Source organism: Rhodoluna sp. (assembly GCF_036721215.1).
Classification (GTDB): domain Bacteria; phylum Actinomycetota; class Actinomycetes; order Actinomycetales; family Microbacteriaceae; genus Rhodoluna.
Genome location: NZ_DAIMLM010000003.1, coordinates 83,001 through 100,458, shown reverse-complemented (window position 1 = coordinate 100,458; position 17,458 = coordinate 83,001). Strand labels below are relative to the sequence as shown.

The 17,458-nt window shown below is 49.6% G+C and carries 16 protein-coding genes and 1 tRNA gene; 14 read left to right on the top strand and 3 right to left on the bottom strand.

Features of this window, described 5'->3' with window-relative positions; all coding sequences use genetic code 11:
• Positions 1-197 precede the first annotated feature (197 nt).
• Positions 198-1,124: a TIGR01777 family oxidoreductase gene (locus AC9UCN_RS05740; protein ID WP_509524779.1), complete on the bottom strand. Its 927-nt coding sequence runs from the start codon at positions 1,122-1,124 to the stop codon at positions 198-200.
• 101 nt (positions 1,125-1,225) lie between these two features.
• Here AC9UCN_RS05740 and AC9UCN_RS05735 point away from each other — a divergent pair, with 101 nt between their 5' ends.
• Positions 1,226-2,254, top strand: a complete 1,029-nt coding sequence (locus AC9UCN_RS05735; RefSeq protein ID WP_509524776.1) for a TerC/Alx family metal homeostasis membrane protein — start codon at positions 1,226-1,228, stop codon at positions 2,252-2,254.
• On the opposite strand, the gene AC9UCN_RS05730 is transcribed toward AC9UCN_RS05735, so the two are convergent.
• Positions 2,251-2,532, bottom strand: a complete 282-nt coding sequence (locus AC9UCN_RS05730) for a YciI family protein (RefSeq protein WP_509524774.1) — start codon at positions 2,530-2,532, stop codon at positions 2,251-2,253. The two genes, AC9UCN_RS05735 and AC9UCN_RS05730, sit on opposite strands and share 4 nt — an antisense overlap.
• A gap of 23 nt (positions 2,533-2,555) precedes the next feature.
• Entirely contained in the window at positions 2,556-4,040 is a 1,485-nt protein-coding gene (locus AC9UCN_RS05725; protein ID WP_509524772.1) for a dolichyl-phosphate-mannose--protein mannosyltransferase, read from the bottom strand.
• 46 nt (positions 4,041-4,086) lie between these two features.
• Here AC9UCN_RS05725 and rsmI point away from each other — a divergent pair, with 46 nt between their 5' ends.
• The 13 genes from rsmI to pth all read left to right on the top strand — a co-directional run bounded on the left by rsmI (position 4,087) and on the right by pth (position 17,454).
• Complete coding sequence (gene rsmI, locus AC9UCN_RS05720; RefSeq protein WP_509524770.1) at positions 4,087-4,905, top strand: 16S rRNA (cytidine(1402)-2'-O)-methyltransferase; 819 nt, start codon at positions 4,087-4,089, stop codon at positions 4,903-4,905.
• A 25-nt stretch (positions 4,906-4,930) separates the two neighbouring features.
• On the top strand, positions 4,931-6,529 hold the full coding sequence (metG, locus tag AC9UCN_RS05715) for a methionine--tRNA ligase (protein ID WP_509524768.1): 1,599 nt from the start codon (positions 4,931-4,933) through the stop codon (positions 6,527-6,529).
• 8 nt (positions 6,530-6,537) lie between these two features.
• Positions 6,538-7,428, top strand: coding sequence for a TatD family hydrolase (locus AC9UCN_RS05710; RefSeq protein WP_509524765.1), 891 nt, complete (start codon positions 6,538-6,540; stop codon positions 7,426-7,428).
• Entirely contained in the window at positions 7,428-8,258 is an 831-nt protein-coding gene (gene rsmA / locus AC9UCN_RS05705) for a 16S rRNA (adenine(1518)-N(6)/adenine(1519)-N(6))-dimethyltransferase RsmA (protein ID WP_509524763.1), read from the top strand. Before AC9UCN_RS05710 ends, rsmA begins: the two co-directional genes overlap by 1 nt.
• Before the next feature lie 188 nt (positions 8,259-8,446).
• Complete coding sequence (locus AC9UCN_RS05700; RefSeq protein ID WP_509524761.1) at positions 8,447-9,511, top strand: 4-(cytidine 5'-diphospho)-2-C-methyl-D-erythritol kinase; 1,065 nt, start codon at positions 8,447-8,449, stop codon at positions 9,509-9,511.
• Positions 9,512-11,272: an ABC-F family ATP-binding cassette domain-containing protein gene (locus tag AC9UCN_RS05695; RefSeq protein WP_509524758.1), complete on the top strand. Its 1,761-nt coding sequence runs from the start codon at positions 9,512-9,514 to the stop codon at positions 11,270-11,272.
• Between the two features lie 77 nt (positions 11,273-11,349).
• A complete protein-coding gene (locus AC9UCN_RS05690; RefSeq protein ID WP_509524756.1) occupies positions 11,350-12,324 on the top strand; it encodes a hypothetical protein in 975 nt (324 codons plus the stop codon).
• 113 nt (positions 12,325-12,437) lie between these two features.
• Positions 12,438-12,509, top strand: a tRNA-Gln gene (locus AC9UCN_RS05685).
• Between the two features lie 27 nt (positions 12,510-12,536).
• Complete coding sequence (gene glmU / locus AC9UCN_RS05680) at positions 12,537-13,916, top strand: bifunctional UDP-N-acetylglucosamine diphosphorylase/glucosamine-1-phosphate N-acetyltransferase GlmU (RefSeq protein WP_509524753.1); 1,380 nt, start codon at positions 12,537-12,539, stop codon at positions 13,914-13,916.
• A 17-nt stretch (positions 13,917-13,933) separates the two neighbouring features.
• Positions 13,934-14,908 carry a ribose-phosphate diphosphokinase gene (locus tag AC9UCN_RS05675; RefSeq protein WP_509524750.1) on the top strand — a complete coding sequence of 325 codons (975 nt, stop codon included), beginning with the start codon at positions 13,934-13,936 and terminating at the stop codon, positions 14,906-14,908.
• A complete protein-coding gene (locus tag AC9UCN_RS05670) occupies positions 14,865-16,112 on the top strand; it encodes an APC family permease (RefSeq protein WP_509524747.1) in 1,248 nt (415 codons plus the stop codon). Before AC9UCN_RS05675 ends, AC9UCN_RS05670 begins: the two co-directional genes overlap by 44 nt.
• A gap of 150 nt (positions 16,113-16,262) precedes the next feature.
• Positions 16,263-16,880: a 50S ribosomal protein L25/general stress protein Ctc gene (locus AC9UCN_RS05665; protein WP_509524744.1), complete on the top strand. Its 618-nt coding sequence runs from the start codon at positions 16,263-16,265 to the stop codon at positions 16,878-16,880.
• Positions 16,873-17,454, top strand: a complete 582-nt coding sequence (gene pth / locus AC9UCN_RS05660) for an aminoacyl-tRNA hydrolase (RefSeq protein ID WP_509525005.1) — start codon at positions 16,873-16,875, stop codon at positions 17,452-17,454. The genes AC9UCN_RS05665 and pth overlap by 8 nt, the downstream gene beginning before the upstream one ends.
• Positions 17,455-17,458: the final 4 nt, after the last annotated feature.

The window sequence follows — 17,458 nt, the reverse complement described above, 5'->3', positions numbered from 1 at the left end:
CAGCAGCGAAGAAGACTGCAGCGAAGCGCAAGCCAGCTGCTAAGAAGACTGCAGCAAAGCGCAAGCCAGCTGCGAAAAAAGCAGTAGCAGCGAAGAAGCCAGCACGTCGTAAGACTGCAAAGCGTAAGGCAGCTGCAAAGTAGTAATTTCTTTCAATAGTAAAAAACCCCACTCTTCGGAGTGGGGTTTTTTATTTGTCAAAGATTTAGTAAATCTTCGTTTTGAATTTGCTTTTGGTTTTTGGAAACTACCCAGCGAACCGAAGATTCCAGGTCTGGGTATTTGAAGCGAAAGCCTGAGGCCAAAAGCTTGGTTGCGGTCATCTTTTGGCTGACAAGAAGTAGCTCTCTGGCGGCCTCGCCAATAAGCAAGTTCATGGCAAATTCAGGGACCCTGAACCAGGCCGGTCGGCCAAGCTCTTTAGCCAGGGCCCGAACCATCTGTTCGCAGGTCGCTGGCTCAGGAGCGCTTAGGTTGAATGGGCCGTGGGCGGTTGGAGTATTTATCAAATGAATGATTGCAGCAGCCTCGTCGACCAAGTTGATCCAAGCCCAGTATTGTTTTCCAGAACCCAGCGGCCCACCAACAAAGAATTTGATTAGTGGAACCAGTCTGCCAAGGGCACCGAGTTTTCGACTCATGACGAGTGTGGTGCGAGCCAGTACCACTCGGGTTCTAGCTTTGTGAGCTTCCAGCTCCCAATCGTTGGCAAGATCTGACAGAAACCCTTCGCCCTTGGGGCTGTCTTCATTTAGCCACAGGTTGCCACCTTCGCCGTAAAAGCCTGATGCCGATCCGCTAACTAGGACCTTCGGTGGGTTCTTGGCCGCGTTGATGGCAGCTACCAGGGTTTTGGTCGAGTTGATTCTCGAGTCCACTATTTCCCGCTTGTATTTTTTGGTCCAGGGGATGCGCCCGGTGGTAGCACCAGCTAGATTCACAACAGCGTCAATTGTTTCCATAACTTCTGGATCAAGTTCCAATGAAGCTGGGTTCCAGCTGATTTCATCGCTGGCTTTGGCTTTGCGGCGCACTAACTTCAATGGTTCGTGGCCGGCAGCTTTTAGTTGGCTGTATACCTCGGTTCCTACTAAACCGCTGGCTCCTGAGATTAGAACTCTCATTGTTTCCCCAGTTCGTGAATTGAAGGTTGTTAGCTCAAGACTCTCATACAATTATGGGAGAAATGTAATCGCTCCTTGGGGCCATAGAAATTGGGGTTTTTGTGCCGGAAGCATCAATGAACGTCGAGCCGTGGATTTGGTTTGTATCGGTTGGAATTATCAGCCTGGTTATCCTTTTGGACCTAATCGTTCAGATCAAAAAGCCCCACGAACCGACCTTCAAGGAATCCGCCATTCAGTACACGGTGTACTTTGGGTTGGCATTAATGTTCACACTTGTGGTGAACGAAGTCTGGGGAAGCAGATTTGGCGGAGAGTACCTGGCTGGGTACATAACCGAGTGGTCACTCTCGGTTGATAATCTCTTCGTCTTCCTAATTATTTTTACCAAGTTTAGAGTTCCAAGGCATCTGCAGAGCGAGGCTCTGCTGGTTGGAATTGTTCTGGCCCTTATCTTGCGTGGAATCTTTATCGCTTTGGGTGCAGCAGCGATTGAGAACTTCAGCTGGGTGTTTTACATCTTCGGAGCCTTCTTGCTTTACACGGCAGTGCTCTTGGTTTGGGATACCTTCAAGGAAGAGGACGAAGACAAGGTTCCGGGTGGAAAAGTCGTTGCCTTAATCAAGTCAAGGTTCCGCACCGTGGATGAGTACCACGGAACCAAGTTGACCATCATCCAAAAAGGAAAAAGATACATAACCCCACTTCTGCTCGTAATGATTACGATCGGCTTCACAGACCTCCTGTTTGCACTGGATTCAATTCCTGCCGTTTATGGCCTAACCAGCGAGCCCTACATCGTCTTCATGGCAAATGCTTTTGCCCTTCTTGGACTCAGGCAGTTGTTTTTCTTACTTAGCGGGCTCATGGAGCGGCTCAAGTATCTAGGGGTGGGCCTATCGATAATCCTTGGCTGGATTGGTGTGAAGCTTGTGATTCATGCTTTGCACAAGAACGAACTCCCGTTTATCAACGGCGGAGAGTATGTGAAGGCTGTGCCTGAAATCTCAACTGAGCTTTCCCTCGGGGTTATCATTTCCACCTTGGTTATCACAACAGTGGTGAGCTTGATTGCCACCAGCAAAGAGAAAACCACTAAGAAGAAAAAGACCTCAAAGAAATCTAGCTAGGAACCAAAAGGTCCAAATACTGGATTCCAACTTTGAATAGTTCGAGATCCGATACATCCCGCGATGTCGAATGGGTCGTTATCCAGTAATTTTGCAAGCTCTTCTGCGGATTCGCTACGAAAAATTAGCAACGCTTCAGGGGTATCCACCATTGGCCCAGAGGCTAGCAGAATGTTCTTTTCCACAAGCTCTGAAAGCCAGGCCCTATGAATAGGTCTAATTTCATCAATCTGGCTCGCGGGTGCTGTGTAAAGGTAAGTGACTGCGAAGATGGGCATTTTTCAATCCTACTTTGGCGGTTTTAGATCCAGCTAGGAAGCCACATCCTCAGTTGCCACTGATCATAAGGCACCACCAGGCCGATGTTCACCGGCAAGAAAAAGATCGAAACCAAGGTAGCCAAAACAAAGAATCCAACAACTAGACCTTTAGCCAATTTGGTGTTGCCAATTGCTCGGTAAAGAATCTGCATCACTAGAACTAGCCCGAGAATCATCCACGGCAGAAAGCTAACCGCGTAGAACTGAAAGACAGTTCTCTCTGGAATCAATAACCAAGGTAGATACAGCGCTCCTACCCCAAGTAGCACCAGGCCAATTACTCTTTCCCTAGCTTTTAGGTACCGGTAGACCAGATACAAAAGTGCCGCGGTTGCAAAAACCCAAATCAAAGGATTACCCAAAGCGGTGATTGCCGAAGAGCAAGTCTCAGATTCGCAGCCCATTTGCCCAGCCGAGAATGTCTCGTAGAAAAAAGCAGTTGGGCGAAGCCCCAATAGCCAAGTAATCGGGTGAGATTGGTAAGAGTGATCTTCTGACAAATTGACGTGGAAGCTATAAATGACTTCGTGATAATTCCATAGCGATTGAGCCCAGCTAGGCAGAGCTCCAAAAATACCCGGCAAAAAGTTATCTTCTGCCCAATTTCTTGAGTAACCTCCCGAGGAGTTAATCCAACCCAACCAACTTGCAAGGTAGGTAGCCACCGCAACTGGAACAAGGTTTAGAAAAGAAATTACCCCTTGAGCTAAAAGTCCACTTCGAAACCAGGACTTTTCTCCAGAAACCCTGCGAAGTAGTAATTCCGAAAAAACCACATACAAACCAATCGCTGCCAAAAGATAAAGACCAGACCACTTGATGGCGCTAGCGGCCCCAAGAGCCACTCCAGCTAGCACTAGCCAGGGCCTAAACCAGAGCAGAGTGGTTTTGCCTTGCTGGATGGTGTAGCCAATTCTGAGTCTTGACTGCTTGTTATCGATTAGGAAAAACAAGAAACCTAGCAGGAGGAAAAAAGTAAGCGGGGCATCTAGTAGCGCTGTACGAGACATGGTGATCGCCATGCCATCTATCGCCAGCAAGAAGCCCGCTGCTAGGGCAAGCTTGGTTGAACGAAAAAGCTTGTATGCAACGAGCATTAATAGGGCAACGGTTGCTATGCCCAATAGGGCAGTGGAGATTCGCCAGCCAACTGCGTTATCAGGCCCAAATAGCCACATTCCAGAGGCGATCAACCACTTGCCAAAAGGAGGGTGCACCACAAAAGCCGGATCAGTTAGGTACGAGTAGAAGTCACCAGATTCGAAGACCGCGTTGGCACCTTCAGGCCAGTTCTTCTCGTGGCCCTCTCGCGAAAGCGATAGTGCGTCTTTTACGTAATAGGTTTCGTCGAATACCAGCTTTTGAGGGAAGCCTAAGTTCCAAAGCCTGGTGGCCGAAGCGATTGCGAGCACAAAAACGAAACCAAGGTAATCCAAGACCTTTTTGTTTCCCCGCAACTTCGTCATACGCCCATGCTAATCAAGACCGCGCCTTGGCATCTGACACAATGAAGTGGTGCTTATTCTGGCTGGAACACCCATTGGAAACATAGGAGACGCCTCGGCTAGGCTCCTTGTTACTTTGCAGCAGGCACAGGTGATTGCCGCCGAGGACACCAGGAGCTTGCTAAAGCTAGCCAATCACCTTGGCATAAAACTAAATGCAGAACTAATCAGCCTGAACGAACAAAACGAATTACAAAAACTAGATCGCTTGGTTGAAATTGCTTCAACAGGAAATCTAGTTTTGGTGAGCGATGCGGGAATGCCAACAATTAGTGACCCCGGCTTTGCGCTGGTTCGTGCCTGCAGTGAACAGGGTGTTGAAATACAAGTTGTACCAGGACCGTCTTCTGTTATCGCCGCACTTGCTGTTTCAGGGCTTTCCACCGACCGTTTTAGTTTCGAGGGATTCATCCCAAGAAAATCTGGTGAGAGGAAAAAGTACTTTCAAAAATTAGTTTCAGAGACAAGGACCATGATCTTCTTTGAATCGCCTCACCGCATCACCGAATCCCTAGAAGATGCCGAAGCAGTCTTTGGTGGCGATAGAAAAGCATCATTGTCTAGAGAGCTAACTAAAAAGTTTGAGGAGACTCTTAGGGGCACCTTGGCAGAACTAGCCGATCTTGCCAAAGATCTAAAAGGTGAGATGGTGCTAGTTGTTGCTGGGGCAGAGCAAACCCAGATAGCGCCAGAAGGCTTGGTCGATAAGGTCCTGGAGCTACGTTTGCAAGGAAGTTCACTAAAGGACGCCGCTAGAGCTGTTGCTACTGAATACGGAGCTTCGACATCCGAGCTTTACGACCTAGCTCTCAAGAGCAAGCCTTGAAGTTCGCCCCGTTAAGCTTGTAGACATGTCCAGTGTGAGCCCAGAGGGTAAAGCGTTTTTTGTTACGACCCCGATTTTTTACGTCAATGACGCTCCACATATCGGCCACGCTTACACCGAGGTAGCTGCCGACGTCCTGGCTCGCTGGCATCGTCAAAAAGGCAGCAATTCCTTCCTGCTAACTGGAACCGACGAACACGGTGAAAAGATCCTTCGAACCGCTACCGCCAATAACCAGACCCCTCAGGCTTGGGCGGACAAGCTAGTGCACGATTCCTGGCTACCGATGCTTGAGACCTTGGATATCAACAATCAGGACTTTATTCGAACCACCGAACCCAGGCACAAAAAGAACGTCCAGACCTTCTTACAAAACCTCTACGACAAAGGCTTTATCTACCAGGGCTCCTATGAGGGAAACTACTGTGTTGGCTGCGAAGAGTTCAAGACCGACTCAGACCTAGTTGAAGGCACTGGTGAATTTGCCAAGAAGATGGTTTGTGCAATTCATTCCAAGCCGGTTGAGAGGCTCGAAGAGACAAATTACTTTTTCAAACTGAGTCAGTTCCAGCAACCACTACTTGATTACTACCAGCAGAACCCAAAGTTCATACAGCCAGAAGCTGCCCGAAATGAAGTTATCTCATTTGTTTCAAGAGAGCTCACCGATCTTTCAATTTCAAGATCGAAAGACAAATTTGATTGGGGGATTGACATCCCTTGGGACACCGATCACGTTATCTACGTTTGGTTTGATGCACTACTGAATTACATAACCGCTATTGGTTACGGCGAAGACGAAGCCAAGCTCAATTCACTTTGGCCAGCTTCGATTCAAGTGGTAGGAAAAGACATCCTTAGATTCCACGCTGTCATTTGGCCCGCCATGCTGATGGCGGCGGAACTAAAGCCTGCCGAGAAAGTATTTGCCCACGGTTGGTTACTAGTGGGTGGCGAAAAAATGTCGAAATCCAAGCTGACCGGAATCTCTCCAACTCAGATAACTGATGTTTTTGGATCTGACGCCTTCCGTTACTACTTCATGAAGGCAATCGCTTTTGGTCAAGACGGATCCTTTTCTTGGGAAGATCTATCTGCTCGCTACCAGGCGGAGCTCGCCAATGGTTTTGGAAATCTCGCTTCAAGAGTTGTTGCAATGGTGCACCGATACTTTGATGGAGTAATTCCGGCAGCTGAATCAATAACTGACGCCGACAAAAAGATTCAAGAAACGGCAGCCAACAGCATTCGCCAAGCCGATGCCGCCATGGACGATGTTGCTATCCAGGATGCTCTGCTTGCCATTTGGGAGCTAGTGGATGGGCTCAATGTTTATCTGACCGAGCAAGAGCCTTGGATTCTTGCCAAGGATGAGGCCAACAGAGCTCGGCTCGGCACGATCTTGTATACCTCGTTAGAGGGTCTTAAGACTCTGGCTGTTGCGCTCACGCCATTTATTCCAAAGGCAACAGCCAAGCTTTGGGCCTCAATTGGTCACGAACTCGGCGATCTAGAAGCGCAGCCTTTACTTGAAGCCGCCAGCTGGAATCAGCTGGTAGCTGGCAAGAAGATCAACGAACTTGAGTCGTTGTTTCCTCGAGTTGAGCAAGAAGATCGGGACTAGTTCCTACCGTGAGCGAGCACCTAAGACAGCGTCAGCTGAAAGACGCTGACGGAACCAGACAAAAGCTAAGTTACCCAGATCTACCGGAACCACTTCTGGTTGGCACCTACGATAACCACACCCACCTGGAGATCGCCGATGGCGATCAGCCGATGAATTACCAAGACCATTTGGCTTTGGCGAATCAGGTCGGAATTCTAGGTGCGGTTCAAGTTGGCGTAACACTGGAAAGTTCCAAATGGAGCGCTGAGGTAGCTGCCACGGATCCTAGGTTGCTTGCGGCGGTGGCTATTCACCCAAACGAAGCTGCTAGGTACGAAAACAAGCAGGCTCTTGATTTGGACATCGACGGCATTGCCGCGCTAGCCAGTCAAGAAAGAGTCCGTGCAATTGGCGAAACGGGTTTGGACTTTTTTAGAACCGAATCTGAACAAGGGAAATCTTTTCAGCAGTACTCATTTGAAAGACACATTCAAATTGCTAAGGATTTTGGTCTTGCGCTACAGATTCACGACCGTGATGCGCACGAGCAAGTAGTAGCAACTCTCCAGAGAGTCGGGGCTCCTGAGAAAGTTGTCTTTCACTGCTACTCGGGAGATATCGAACTTGCGAAAATCTGTGCAGAGCACGGTTGGTACACTTCGTTTGCTGGGAACATAACCATCAAAAGAAATCAACACCTTCGAGATTCTTTTAGACACATGCCCAAAGACCTGATTCTGGTTGAGACGGATGCGCCGTTTTTGACCCCTGAGCCACTGCGTGGAAGACCAAACGCCCCGTACCTGGTTCCAATCACCGTGCGATTCATGGCCGCCGAGTTAGGCATGGATGCTAACGAGCTTTCCGGGCAGCTAGCTAAAAACAGTGTGGCCGTTTATGGATCCTGGGATAACTAGTGGTCGAACTATTAGGTGCCGGAGAAATCAGAGCGTTAGCTTCTGAATTGGATCTTCGGCCAACCAAGAAACTTGGCCAGAACTTCGTCATCGACCCAAACACCATTCGCAAAATAGTGGCCGCCTCTCAGCTAAGCCCCACAGACAAGGTCGTCGAGATCGGACCTGGTCTTGGCTCACTAACCCTTGGCTTGCTTGAGAAAGTGGACCAGTTGATAGCAATTGAGTTTGATCAGAAGCTGGCCGTTAGGCTCGCTTCGACCCTCAAGCAAAAAGCTCCCCAAAAGAGCTGCCAGATCCTTCACGCTGACGCTATGAATGTCACTCAGCTAGATTTTGAGCCCGATGCCCTGGTCGCCAACCTTCCATACAACATCTCAGTTCCGGTAATTCTTCACTTCCTAGAGAGCTTCCCATCGATTTCCAAAGTCTTAGTTTTGGTGCAGGCTGAAGTGGCCGCACGCCTGGTTGCAGGACCAGGGTCCAAAACCTACGGGTCACCGAGTGCGAAGCTAGCTTGGTACGGCAAGGCTTCGGCTGCCGGGGTAGTTTCACGCAGCATCTTCTGGCCGGTTCCAAACGTTGACTCTGCGTTGGTCTACTTCCAGAAATCCAGCACACCGCTCCCTACAACTCTTAGAGCAGAAGTGTTTAGAGTTATAGATGGAGCTTTTGCCCAGCGCAGGAAAACTCTGCGGCAGGCTCTTTCGGGTTGGGCAGGTTCCCCTGATCAAGCAGAGCAGATTCTAGTGAAGGCTGGAGTTTCTCCTCAGGCTAGAGGAGAAGAGCTGAGCATTGATGATTTTATTGAGGTGGCAAAACAAAAGTGATTTTTGAAACTGATCATCGCGCTAGTGAGCCCACACTCGTAGGCTCAGCAATTCTTTCGGGAAACCAGGGGCAAATTTTTAACATCCTAAGAGATCCAACTTCTTGGGGGCAGGCGGAAACCCCGCGAGTAGTTAATGTAATAGAGCAGTCGAAGATAGTTTTTTCATTTGATGGAGAACAAAAAGCAGTGTCTACAGTTTCGGCTTGGAGCTCAAATGTCACAGAGCTTGAGCTCGTGATGAGTGGGTCGGTGGCTAACCAAGTTGGACAAGCCCAGATCAAGTATTGGAATGAAGTTGTTGCCATTTTGCAGAAACGGCTCAATGGGCCTCCAATTGTTGTTGCCTCAAGCCCTGGCAAGGTAAACGTTTACCTTGCCGTTGGGGCATTTTTGAAAGATGGCTTTCATGATGTGGCAAGTTGCTATCAGGCTTTGAATCTTCGAGAGAAAGTCCTCGTTGAACTCACCGGTAGCTTCTCAATTGACTTTGCGGGTCCCTTTGAACAAGAGAGCCAGCTACTTGTTCCCAAAGACACAACGAATCTGGTCTATAGGGCAGGTCAGGAGCTAAAGGAACTTGGCTCAGTCATGGGTTCTGACAAGGTGTCCTTCTTGATTCACAAAAGCGTCCCGATAGCCGGGGGTATGGCTGGGGGATCAGCCGACGCCGCTGCCGCACTGGTTGCTCTAAACAGTCTCTTCGGATCAAAACTGGATGAGAAACTTCCAGAGGCTGCGGCCAAGCTTGGCTCCGATGTTCCCTTCTCCCTTATGGGAGGAACTGCTATCGGTGTTGGCAGAGGCGAAGTGCTTTCCAAGGTAGCCGACGGTCCCGCTCTGCACTGGGTCATGACACCCAACCCAACAGGGCTTTCAACTCCTCAGGTATATCGTCAGCTGGATATCATGCGAATCAACCAGGGAATAGATGTCTCAGCCCTGGAGGCTCCAGAAGTTCCTGAAGAACTGTTGGAGGCAATTGCTTCCGGAGATGTTGAGGCGATAGGGAAGTTGATGCATAACGATCTAGAGATCGCAGCTGTTGCGATGCTACCGGAACTAGCTGATACTTTACGCGCGGGTCAAAAGGCTGGATCTGTTCGCTCAATGGTTTCAGGATCTGGTCCAACTATTGCCCACCTTGCCAAAAATGCTATCCACGCTGAACAAATCGCCACACGACTAAAAGCTGCGGGTTACCCCAGCCTTGTTACTTACACTTCAAACTCCGGAACCAGGCTGGAAAACTAGTTGGCCCACCTACTTGGGGCGGAGAAGATCCGCCTTAGCTTTGCAACAACCAGAGTCTTTGAGAACCTGACAATTGGCGTGCAAGACGGTGACCGAATAGGAATTGTTGGACGCAACGGTGACGGCAAATCAACCCTGATTAAACTCTTCGCTCGAATTCAAGAACCAGACTCCGGACAAATCACCAAGCGAGGTGATGTTCGCGTTGGGCTATTGGATCAGTTCGATCAGTTTGCGCCATCAGAAACCATTTCTCATGTGGTGGTTGGAGATACCCCCGAGCACGAGTGGGCAGGAAACTCCAAGATCCGAGATATCTTCCAGGGTCTACTAAAAGACTTTGACTTTAACCAAAAAGTTTCTGAGCTATCTGGTGGTCAGCGAAGAAGAGTGGCCCTAGCTGCTTTGTTAGCCAAGGAGTGGGATATCTTGATGCTGGATGAGCCAACTAACCACCTGGACATCGAGGGAGTTGCTTGGCTGGCACAGCACCTAAAAACTCGCTGGGGCAAGGCAACAGGCGGCTTACTGGTGGTAACTCACGACCGCTGGTTCTTAGACGAGGTCTGTAATCTCACCTGGGAAGTCCACGATGGCACAGTTGAAATCTACGAAGGAGGCTACGCCGCATACATTCTGGAGCGAAACGAGCGCGCCAGATCCCAAGCTGCAAGCGAATCTCGAAGACAAAACTTGCTTCGAAAAGAGCTGGCCTGGCTAAGACGGGGAGCACCAGCCAGAACGACCAAGCCAAAGTTTCGAATCGATGCGGCCAATGAATTAATAGCCAACGAGCCACCTCCTAGAGACAGCGTGAGTCTTGCCAAGCTCGCCACTACCAGGCTCGGCAAGGATGTTCTTGATATTGAAAATTTGAGTTACGAGATTGATTCGCAGCAAATCCTAAACAACGTAACTCTTAGGTTGGGTCCGGGGGATCGAATCGGACTAGTGGGACCAAATGGCGCAGGTAAAACCACCCTGCTTCGATTGATTCTTGGAAAGCTCTCTGCTACTTCTGGAAAGGTAAAGCTAGGCAAAACTGTAGTGCCAGCAATTCTTAGCCAAGAGGTTTTGGAATTGGATGAATTTGGCGACCAGAGAATTTTTGAACTTATTGCTCGCGAGAAGAAGACCTTCACGGTAAACAAGAAAGAGGTCGGTATTTCTCAACTAATCGAGCAGCTTGGATTTACTAGCCTGCAATTACAGACTCCGGTTTCTGATTTATCGGGTGGTCAAAAAAGAAGACTTCAACTACTTCGTTTACTCTTTGGTGAACCAAACCTTTTGATTCTGGATGAGCCAACAAATGATTTGGATACCGACATGTTGGCTCAGGTGGAAGACCTACTTGATTCATGGCCGGGAACACTAATTGTTGTCAGCCACGATAGGTACCTTCTTGAGCGGGTCACCGACATGCAATACGCGCTGCTCGGTGATGGGGCACTTCGTCATTTGCCACGGGGCGTGGATCAGTATCTCGAGCTTCGAGGTGCGGCAGGGAAAGCGGCGATCCAACAGACAGCTCCAAAGGTCTCGGGAGCCGAGCTTAGAGCCAGCCAAAAAGCCATCCAGAAACTTGAGCGCGCTATAGAGAAACTGGAAACCGAAGAGGCAGCAGTTCAGCTGGATCTACAAAGTCGCGACCCCTTAGATCACGAGGGATTGGCTGCTGCAGCCCTGAAGGCCAATGAACTGGCCGCCCAAAAGGCCTTACTTGAGGCCCAGTGGATGGAACTCAGCGAAACGACATAGGTACCTTGTTTGGCAAGTAAACCTGCTCAAGTTAATTTCCCAGGACTACAATTTAGAAATCGTTTATAGCTTCTGTCATGAAGGAGTCTTGGGTGTTTATGCATCTAGATAAATCACTCGCAGTTGTATCGGTGTGTTCACTTCTACTGCTGACCGGTTGCCAGAGCGGAACTGTAGATGCGCCAGAACCTGAAGCATCAGCGCCAGCATCAGAAGAGGCATCGGCTCCGACATTCAAACTTAACGTTGACGAAGTCACGAACCTTGAAGGAGTCTCCCCGGAGCTGGTCGAAGACCCAGCTGGCGGCTACCTACTTTTGACTACTGGCCTTGGTCAGAATCGTGTTTACCGATCAGCCGATGGAGTTTCGTTTACACCAGATCCAAGCTTTAGAGTTCCTATGGGAAACGATTACTCTCTAGTCCAAAAACCTGATGGATCGTGGCTGCTTTACTACATCACATTTGACGCACCTCAGGCAGAACCAGGTAAAGCGCCGGATCCTTCGAAAGCAATTAAGACTGTCATGGTCTCAACGGCAGCAGAGTTGACATCATTCGGCGACGGTGTTCCGACTGGAATTAAGCAAGACAAGCCAGGACCTGCATGGGGTGTTCCAGAAACCTACATAACTCCAGATGGTACATACCAAATGATGTGGGTGGACATGGTTGAAGGTCAAAACTCAGAGGTTCTAAGAACAGCAAACTCAACCGACGGAATCACTTACACCGCAAATGATGGTTTTGTGATTTCTGGTGGTTACGTTGACCCATTCATGCTTCGAGTCGATGCCAACGACTGGGTGCTACTTCTTTCGACAACCCCCGCCAGACTGCCCCAGAAAATCTACGTGGCCAAATCAACTGATGGAATTTCATGGGAGATTGACCCAACTCCATTATTGGAAGATGCTGAAAAGAACTACCTAGATCCAGCTGCTGTTTCAACCGGAGCGGGTAAGTGGCTAGTTGTGTTGAGTACGGCAGAAAAGAACAATGCTATTTCCGGACCTCACAACTACGTGATTGCTACTTTGCTAGAAGACTAAGGTCCCGAATTTCGGCTCTAAACGCCCTGAATTGCCTAGATTGAAGGCACAAAGTGACTAGGGATAGCTGATTTCTGGCAGACTTGCTAAGTAATCAGTGCTTCGGGTTACGATCCGCCCTAGTGTAACGGCAGCACGGCGGCCTTTGGAGCCGTTTAGTTCAGGTTCGAATCCTGAGGGCGGAGCACAAGTGAAGCGATCGGGAGATGAAGATGTCTACTAGGCAACTAGCTTGCGTAGTGCTGGCGGCAGGTAATGGAACCAGGATGGTTTCCAATACCCCGAAAGTTATGCACGAACTGGCTGGCAAGCCGCTCTTGGGACATGTTGTTTCCACCGTTTCAGCCTTGGAGTCCAAAGGTGTCTATGTTGTGTTGCGTCACAAGAAAGAACTTCTCTCCGAGTATCTCGGTGCTAATTTTCCCAAAGCCATCCTGGTCGAGCAAGATGACATCGCCGGAACCGGTCGTGCAGTCGAAGTTAGTCTCGCTAAAATTCCAAGCGACTTTGATGGCGACGTATTAGTTGTAAGCGGCGACGTTCCGCTTATGGATCTAGATACCCTAAGCGCACTGGTTGATTCACATCGCTCGAGCAAAGCTTCGGCGACTATTTTGACCGCGATTATTGATGACCCTTCCGGCTACGGCAGAATCATTCGATCCAAAGAAGGCAACGTTGCCAAAATAGTTGAGCACCTCGATGCTTCTGAAGAAGAAGCCGCAATCAAGGAAATCAACGCTGGAGTATATGTCTTTGACGTGGCTCACCTAAGGCAAGGATTGTCCCATCTTGATTCCCACAATGCTCAGGGTGAGAAGTACCTAACGGATGTAGCGGCACTTATTGTCGAGGACAATCACACTGTCGTCGCCCAGATCGTCGCAGACAACTGGTTGGTTCATGGCATCAATGACCGCACTCAGCTTTCAGAAGTAGCGAAAGAGCTGAACGCGCGTATATGTCGCGGTTGGCAGCTTGCGGGAGTGACCATCTTGGATCCAGACACCACATGGATTGACGTTGAGGTTTCAATTGGCCAGGACGCGGTATTGCACCCCGGAACACATCTTCGCGGAGCAACCAAGATTGGGCCGATGGCAGAGATTGGCCCCGACGTGGTTATTGAAAGTAGCACTGTCCAGGAAAGCGCCAAGGTCGGGCCGTTTTCCTACCTTCGTAAGGGCACCAACCTAGGTCCCGAGGGCAAGATTGGCTCCTTCGTTGAGACCAAGAACGCCCAGATAGGCCGTGGCTCAAAGGTGCCGCACCTTTCTTATGTGGGGGATGCCGAGATTGGGGAGTACTCCAACATCGGTGCCGGCACCATCTTTGCCAACTACGATGGTGTGAAAAAGAGCAGCTCAAAGATTGGCTCACACGTTCGATCGGGCTCGCACAACGTTTTTGTGGCGCCCATTACGATTGGAGATGGAGCGTATACCGCTGCCGGAACAGTAGTAAGAAAAGACGTAGCACCTGGAGATCTTGGAATGAATGTTGCACCACAGCGAAACATAGCTGACTGGGTTATTTCGAAAAGGCCAGGTACAAAATCTTCTGAAGCAGCCGCAAAAAGCAACGACAAATAGAAATCGGGAGCCCGCAGTTGACCATTAAGACCACTGGAGAAAAAAGGCTGGCTCTGGTTAGCGGTCGAGCTCACCCCGCCCTCGCAGAGGAAGTTGCAAACCTACTGGGAACCAAACTTGTTCCTACCACCGCTTACGATTTTGCAAATGGCGAAACATTTGTTCGCTTTGAAGAAAGTGTTCGAGGCGTGGACGCCTTTGTTATTCAATCTCACCCCGCTCCTATCAATCACTGGCTCATGGAGCAGCTTCTGATGGTTGATGCCCTAAAGAGAGCCAGCGCGAAAAGAATTACAGTAGTCGCGCCATTTTTTCCTTACGCAAGACAAGACAAAAAGCACAAGGGTCGCGAACCAATCTCTGCAAGATTGGTAACTGATTTGTTCAAGGTTGCTGGTGCCGACCGAGTGATGTCTGTTGATTTACACAGCCCACAAATCCAAGGATTCTTCGATGGACCAGTAGATCACCTTTGGGGACTTCCAATGCTTGCCGACTACGTGAAAGAAAAGTGGGGCAAGGATCCGCTAACTGTGGTTTCTCCTGACTCTGGCCGCGTAAGAGTTGCCGACATCTGGGCAGACCGCCTCGGTGCACCGCTTGCCATTATTCACAAGCGTCGCGATCCAAATGTTCCAAACAAGGTTTCTGTTCACGAGCTGGTAGGTGAGGTAGAGGGCAGGACCTGCGTACTGGTAGATGACATGATCGACACCGGAGGCACCATTGTGGCTGCTGCCCAAGCGCTAAAGGCCAACGGAGCCAAGCGGGTAATTGTGGCAGCAACGCACGCGGTGTTTTCAGAACAAGCTGTGCAGCGCCTATCGGATGATGCAATTGATAACGTGATTGTGACCAACACCTTGCCAATTCCTCCTGAGAAGGAATTCGCAAAACTAACCGTTTTATCAATTGCCCCACTAATTTCAAAAGCGATTAGAGCTGTTTTTGGCGAAGACTCAGTTACCTCACTCTTCCCTGGCCAGTCCTAGGCTCTCCCTCTTTGGTGCCTCAGCACTCGGGGTCGCCTCCATGCTCGGTGCTGGCGTCTTTGTAGTTTTTGCCCCAGCGTCAGAATTATCCGGTTCTTATCTATTTCTTGCGATTGGAATAGCAGGAGTTATTGCTGCGCTAAATGCAAGAAGCATGAGACAACTATCCAAAGTTTTTCCTAAGGCCGGTGGAGCATACGCTTTTGGAAAAGAATATCTATCGAGCAACTGGGGATTCTTAGCCGGCATCGCGTTCATTCTTGGAAAGGTTGGATCAGTTGCCGCAATTGCGTTGGCAGCAGCTTCATACATTTATCCAGAGGCGAAGGTAGAAGTCGCTTTTGCTTCCCTTGCACTAATGACTGGCATAAACGTCTTAGGCATTAATCGCACTGCCACTGGCGCACTCCTTCTTAGCGTTCCCACGGTTGCGCTTTTGCTGCTCGTCGGAATCTCGGGATTTCAAGTGGCAGCAGATGAATCGCAGGATCAAAGTTCAATAGCGGGAATTTTGCCTGCAGCAGCTTTGATCTTTTTTGCATTTGCGGGTTACGCCAGGGTGGCAACTCTTGGACCAGAGGTAAAAAACCCGAGTGAGAACATCCCTAAAGCAATCACTCTGTCTTTGGTGTTTGTAATTGCAATTTACTTTTTGGTCGCTAATGCCCTTCAAGCCCAGCTAGGGACAGCTCTACAATTTTCGATAGCCCCAATCCAGGACTTTGCAGCCATCGCATTGCCTTGGCTGCCAGCTCAGTTGGTTGTTTTGGTGGCAGCAACGGCCTGTCTTGGATCACTTCTATCTTTACTTGCGGGCATCTCACGAACCGCAGAGGCTATGGCTAAGGACAGGGAAATCCCAAGATTTATTGGCCTCAGAAGCAAGCGCTTCGATAGCCCATGGGTGGCCGATCTTTTGATTCTGGGCATCGCAAGCGCCCTGCTGGTATCAGGAGATATCACTTGGACAATCGGGATTTCCTCATTTGCGGTGCTGGTCTACTATGCGATTGCCAACCTCGCAGCCTTTCGGCAGCTTCACTCGAAACAGCCAGTGGGCAGATTATTGGCTCTGATTGGAGCTGCACTCTGCCTAGGCGTGGGGTTCTTTGTTCCTATTGAATCGCTGCTAGTTGCAACTGTTGTGCTGGCGCTGGCAATGGGGCTCCGGGCAGGTTTGATAATGAGAAGGCACTCAAGCTAGGCTGTAGATAACAACGGCGAGGGTTTCTTTTAGAAACCGTAATCGACGGGGTTCTTAGGGCAAGTTCCCAGATCCTCGCGTCAAACGCTTGAGTAGAAAAAGATTCAACAGGTCCTTATTGGACTTGCCTAAACATTAAGGACACTCAACATGGCAGAAAACAAACTAGTAGCAGAGCTCCGTACCAACTTTGGTAAAGGCGCTGCTCGAAAGCTTCGCGCCGCAGGAAAAACCCCAGCGGTTATCTACGGACACGGATCCGATCCAAGACACATCACTTTGCCCGCGCATGAGATTGCTTTGGTGCTTCGTCACAAGAACGCTCTTATCGACCTAGACATCGCAGGATCAGCTCAGTTGGTTTTGGTGAAATCTGCAACCAAAGATGTTGTAACCCAGGTAATCGAACACATCGACTTGCTGGAGATTAAGAAGGGTGAGCGAGTTCACGTTGAGGTACCAGTGCACATCGTCGGTGAATCACTTTCTGGAACAACTATCGATCTAGAGCACAAGACCCTCAAGCTTGAGGTTGATGCAACTACGATTCCTGAGTACGTAGAGGCTGTGTTCAATAAAGAAGGCGCAGGATTCCACCTAATGGCTAAGGACATTAAGATTCCTGCTGGAGCAAAGCTTGATCTAGAACCAGAGGCTCTAATCGCTTCGGTTATCATCACAGCAGCCGGCAAGAACGAAGAGCCTGTAGCAGCAGAAACTGCTGCACCAGCTACTGACGCTAAAGCACCGGAAGCCAAAGCTGAGTAACACCTTTTTAGTAGTTGGGCTCGGGAACCCCGGGCCCAACTATGCACTTAATCGCCATAACGTTGGCCAGGTCCTATTGGATGCTTTGGCCGCTAGGCACGGTGAGTCCTTCAAAGCACATAAGTCCAACGCCTTGGTGGCTGAGGTAAAAATCATCGGTGGGCCAAAGCTAATCTTGGCAAAACCGCTTTCTTACATGAACCTATCTGGTGGGCCAACTTCCTCACTGATGAGCTTCTACAAAATTGAGCCTGAGAACCTTATCGTGGTTCACGATGAACTAGATATTCCCCCAACAACTTTTCGCCTGAAGCTCGGCGGTGGGCACGGTGGGCACAACGGACTCAGAGACATCATTTCCGCTATCGACTCGAAAGATTTCATTCGGGTGCGACTAGGTATCGGCAGACCCCCTGGATCAATGGATGCCGCCGATTACGTGCTGAAGAACTTCTCCGCGAGTGACCTGGCTGAATTCAAGACCACGCTAGAAACAGCAGCCGATGCGGTGGAAGAAATTGTGGGCAACGGCCTAGTTTCGGCCCAAGATAAATACCATTCACCAGCTGACTAGTCCG

What these genes read in the sequence shown, in the direction of transcription:
- AC9UCN_RS05740 (WP_509524779.1), bottom strand. Translation starts at nt 1,124, where the DNA reads ATGAGAGTTCTAATCTCAGGAGCCAGCGGTTTAGTAGGAACCGAGGTA.
- AC9UCN_RS05730 (WP_509524774.1), bottom strand. Translation starts at nt 2,532, where the DNA reads ATGCCCATCTTCGCAGTCACTTACCTTTACACAGCACCCGCGAGCCAG.
- AC9UCN_RS05725 (WP_509524772.1), bottom strand. Translation starts at nt 4,040, where the DNA reads ATGACGAAGTTGCGGGGAAACAAAAAGGTCTTGGATTACCTTGGTTTC.
- metG (WP_509524768.1), top strand. Translation starts at nt 4,931, where the DNA reads ATGTCCAGTGTGAGCCCAGAGGGTAAAGCGTTTTTTGTTACGACCCCG.
- AC9UCN_RS05690 (WP_509524756.1), top strand. Translation starts at nt 11,350, where the DNA reads ATGAAGGAGTCTTGGGTGTTTATGCATCTAGATAAATCACTCGCAGTT.
- glmU (WP_509524753.1), top strand. Translation starts at nt 12,537, where the DNA reads ATGTCTACTAGGCAACTAGCTTGCGTAGTGCTGGCGGCAGGTAATGGA.
- AC9UCN_RS05665 (WP_509524744.1), top strand. Translation starts at nt 16,263, where the DNA reads ATGGCAGAAAACAAACTAGTAGCAGAGCTCCGTACCAACTTTGGTAAA.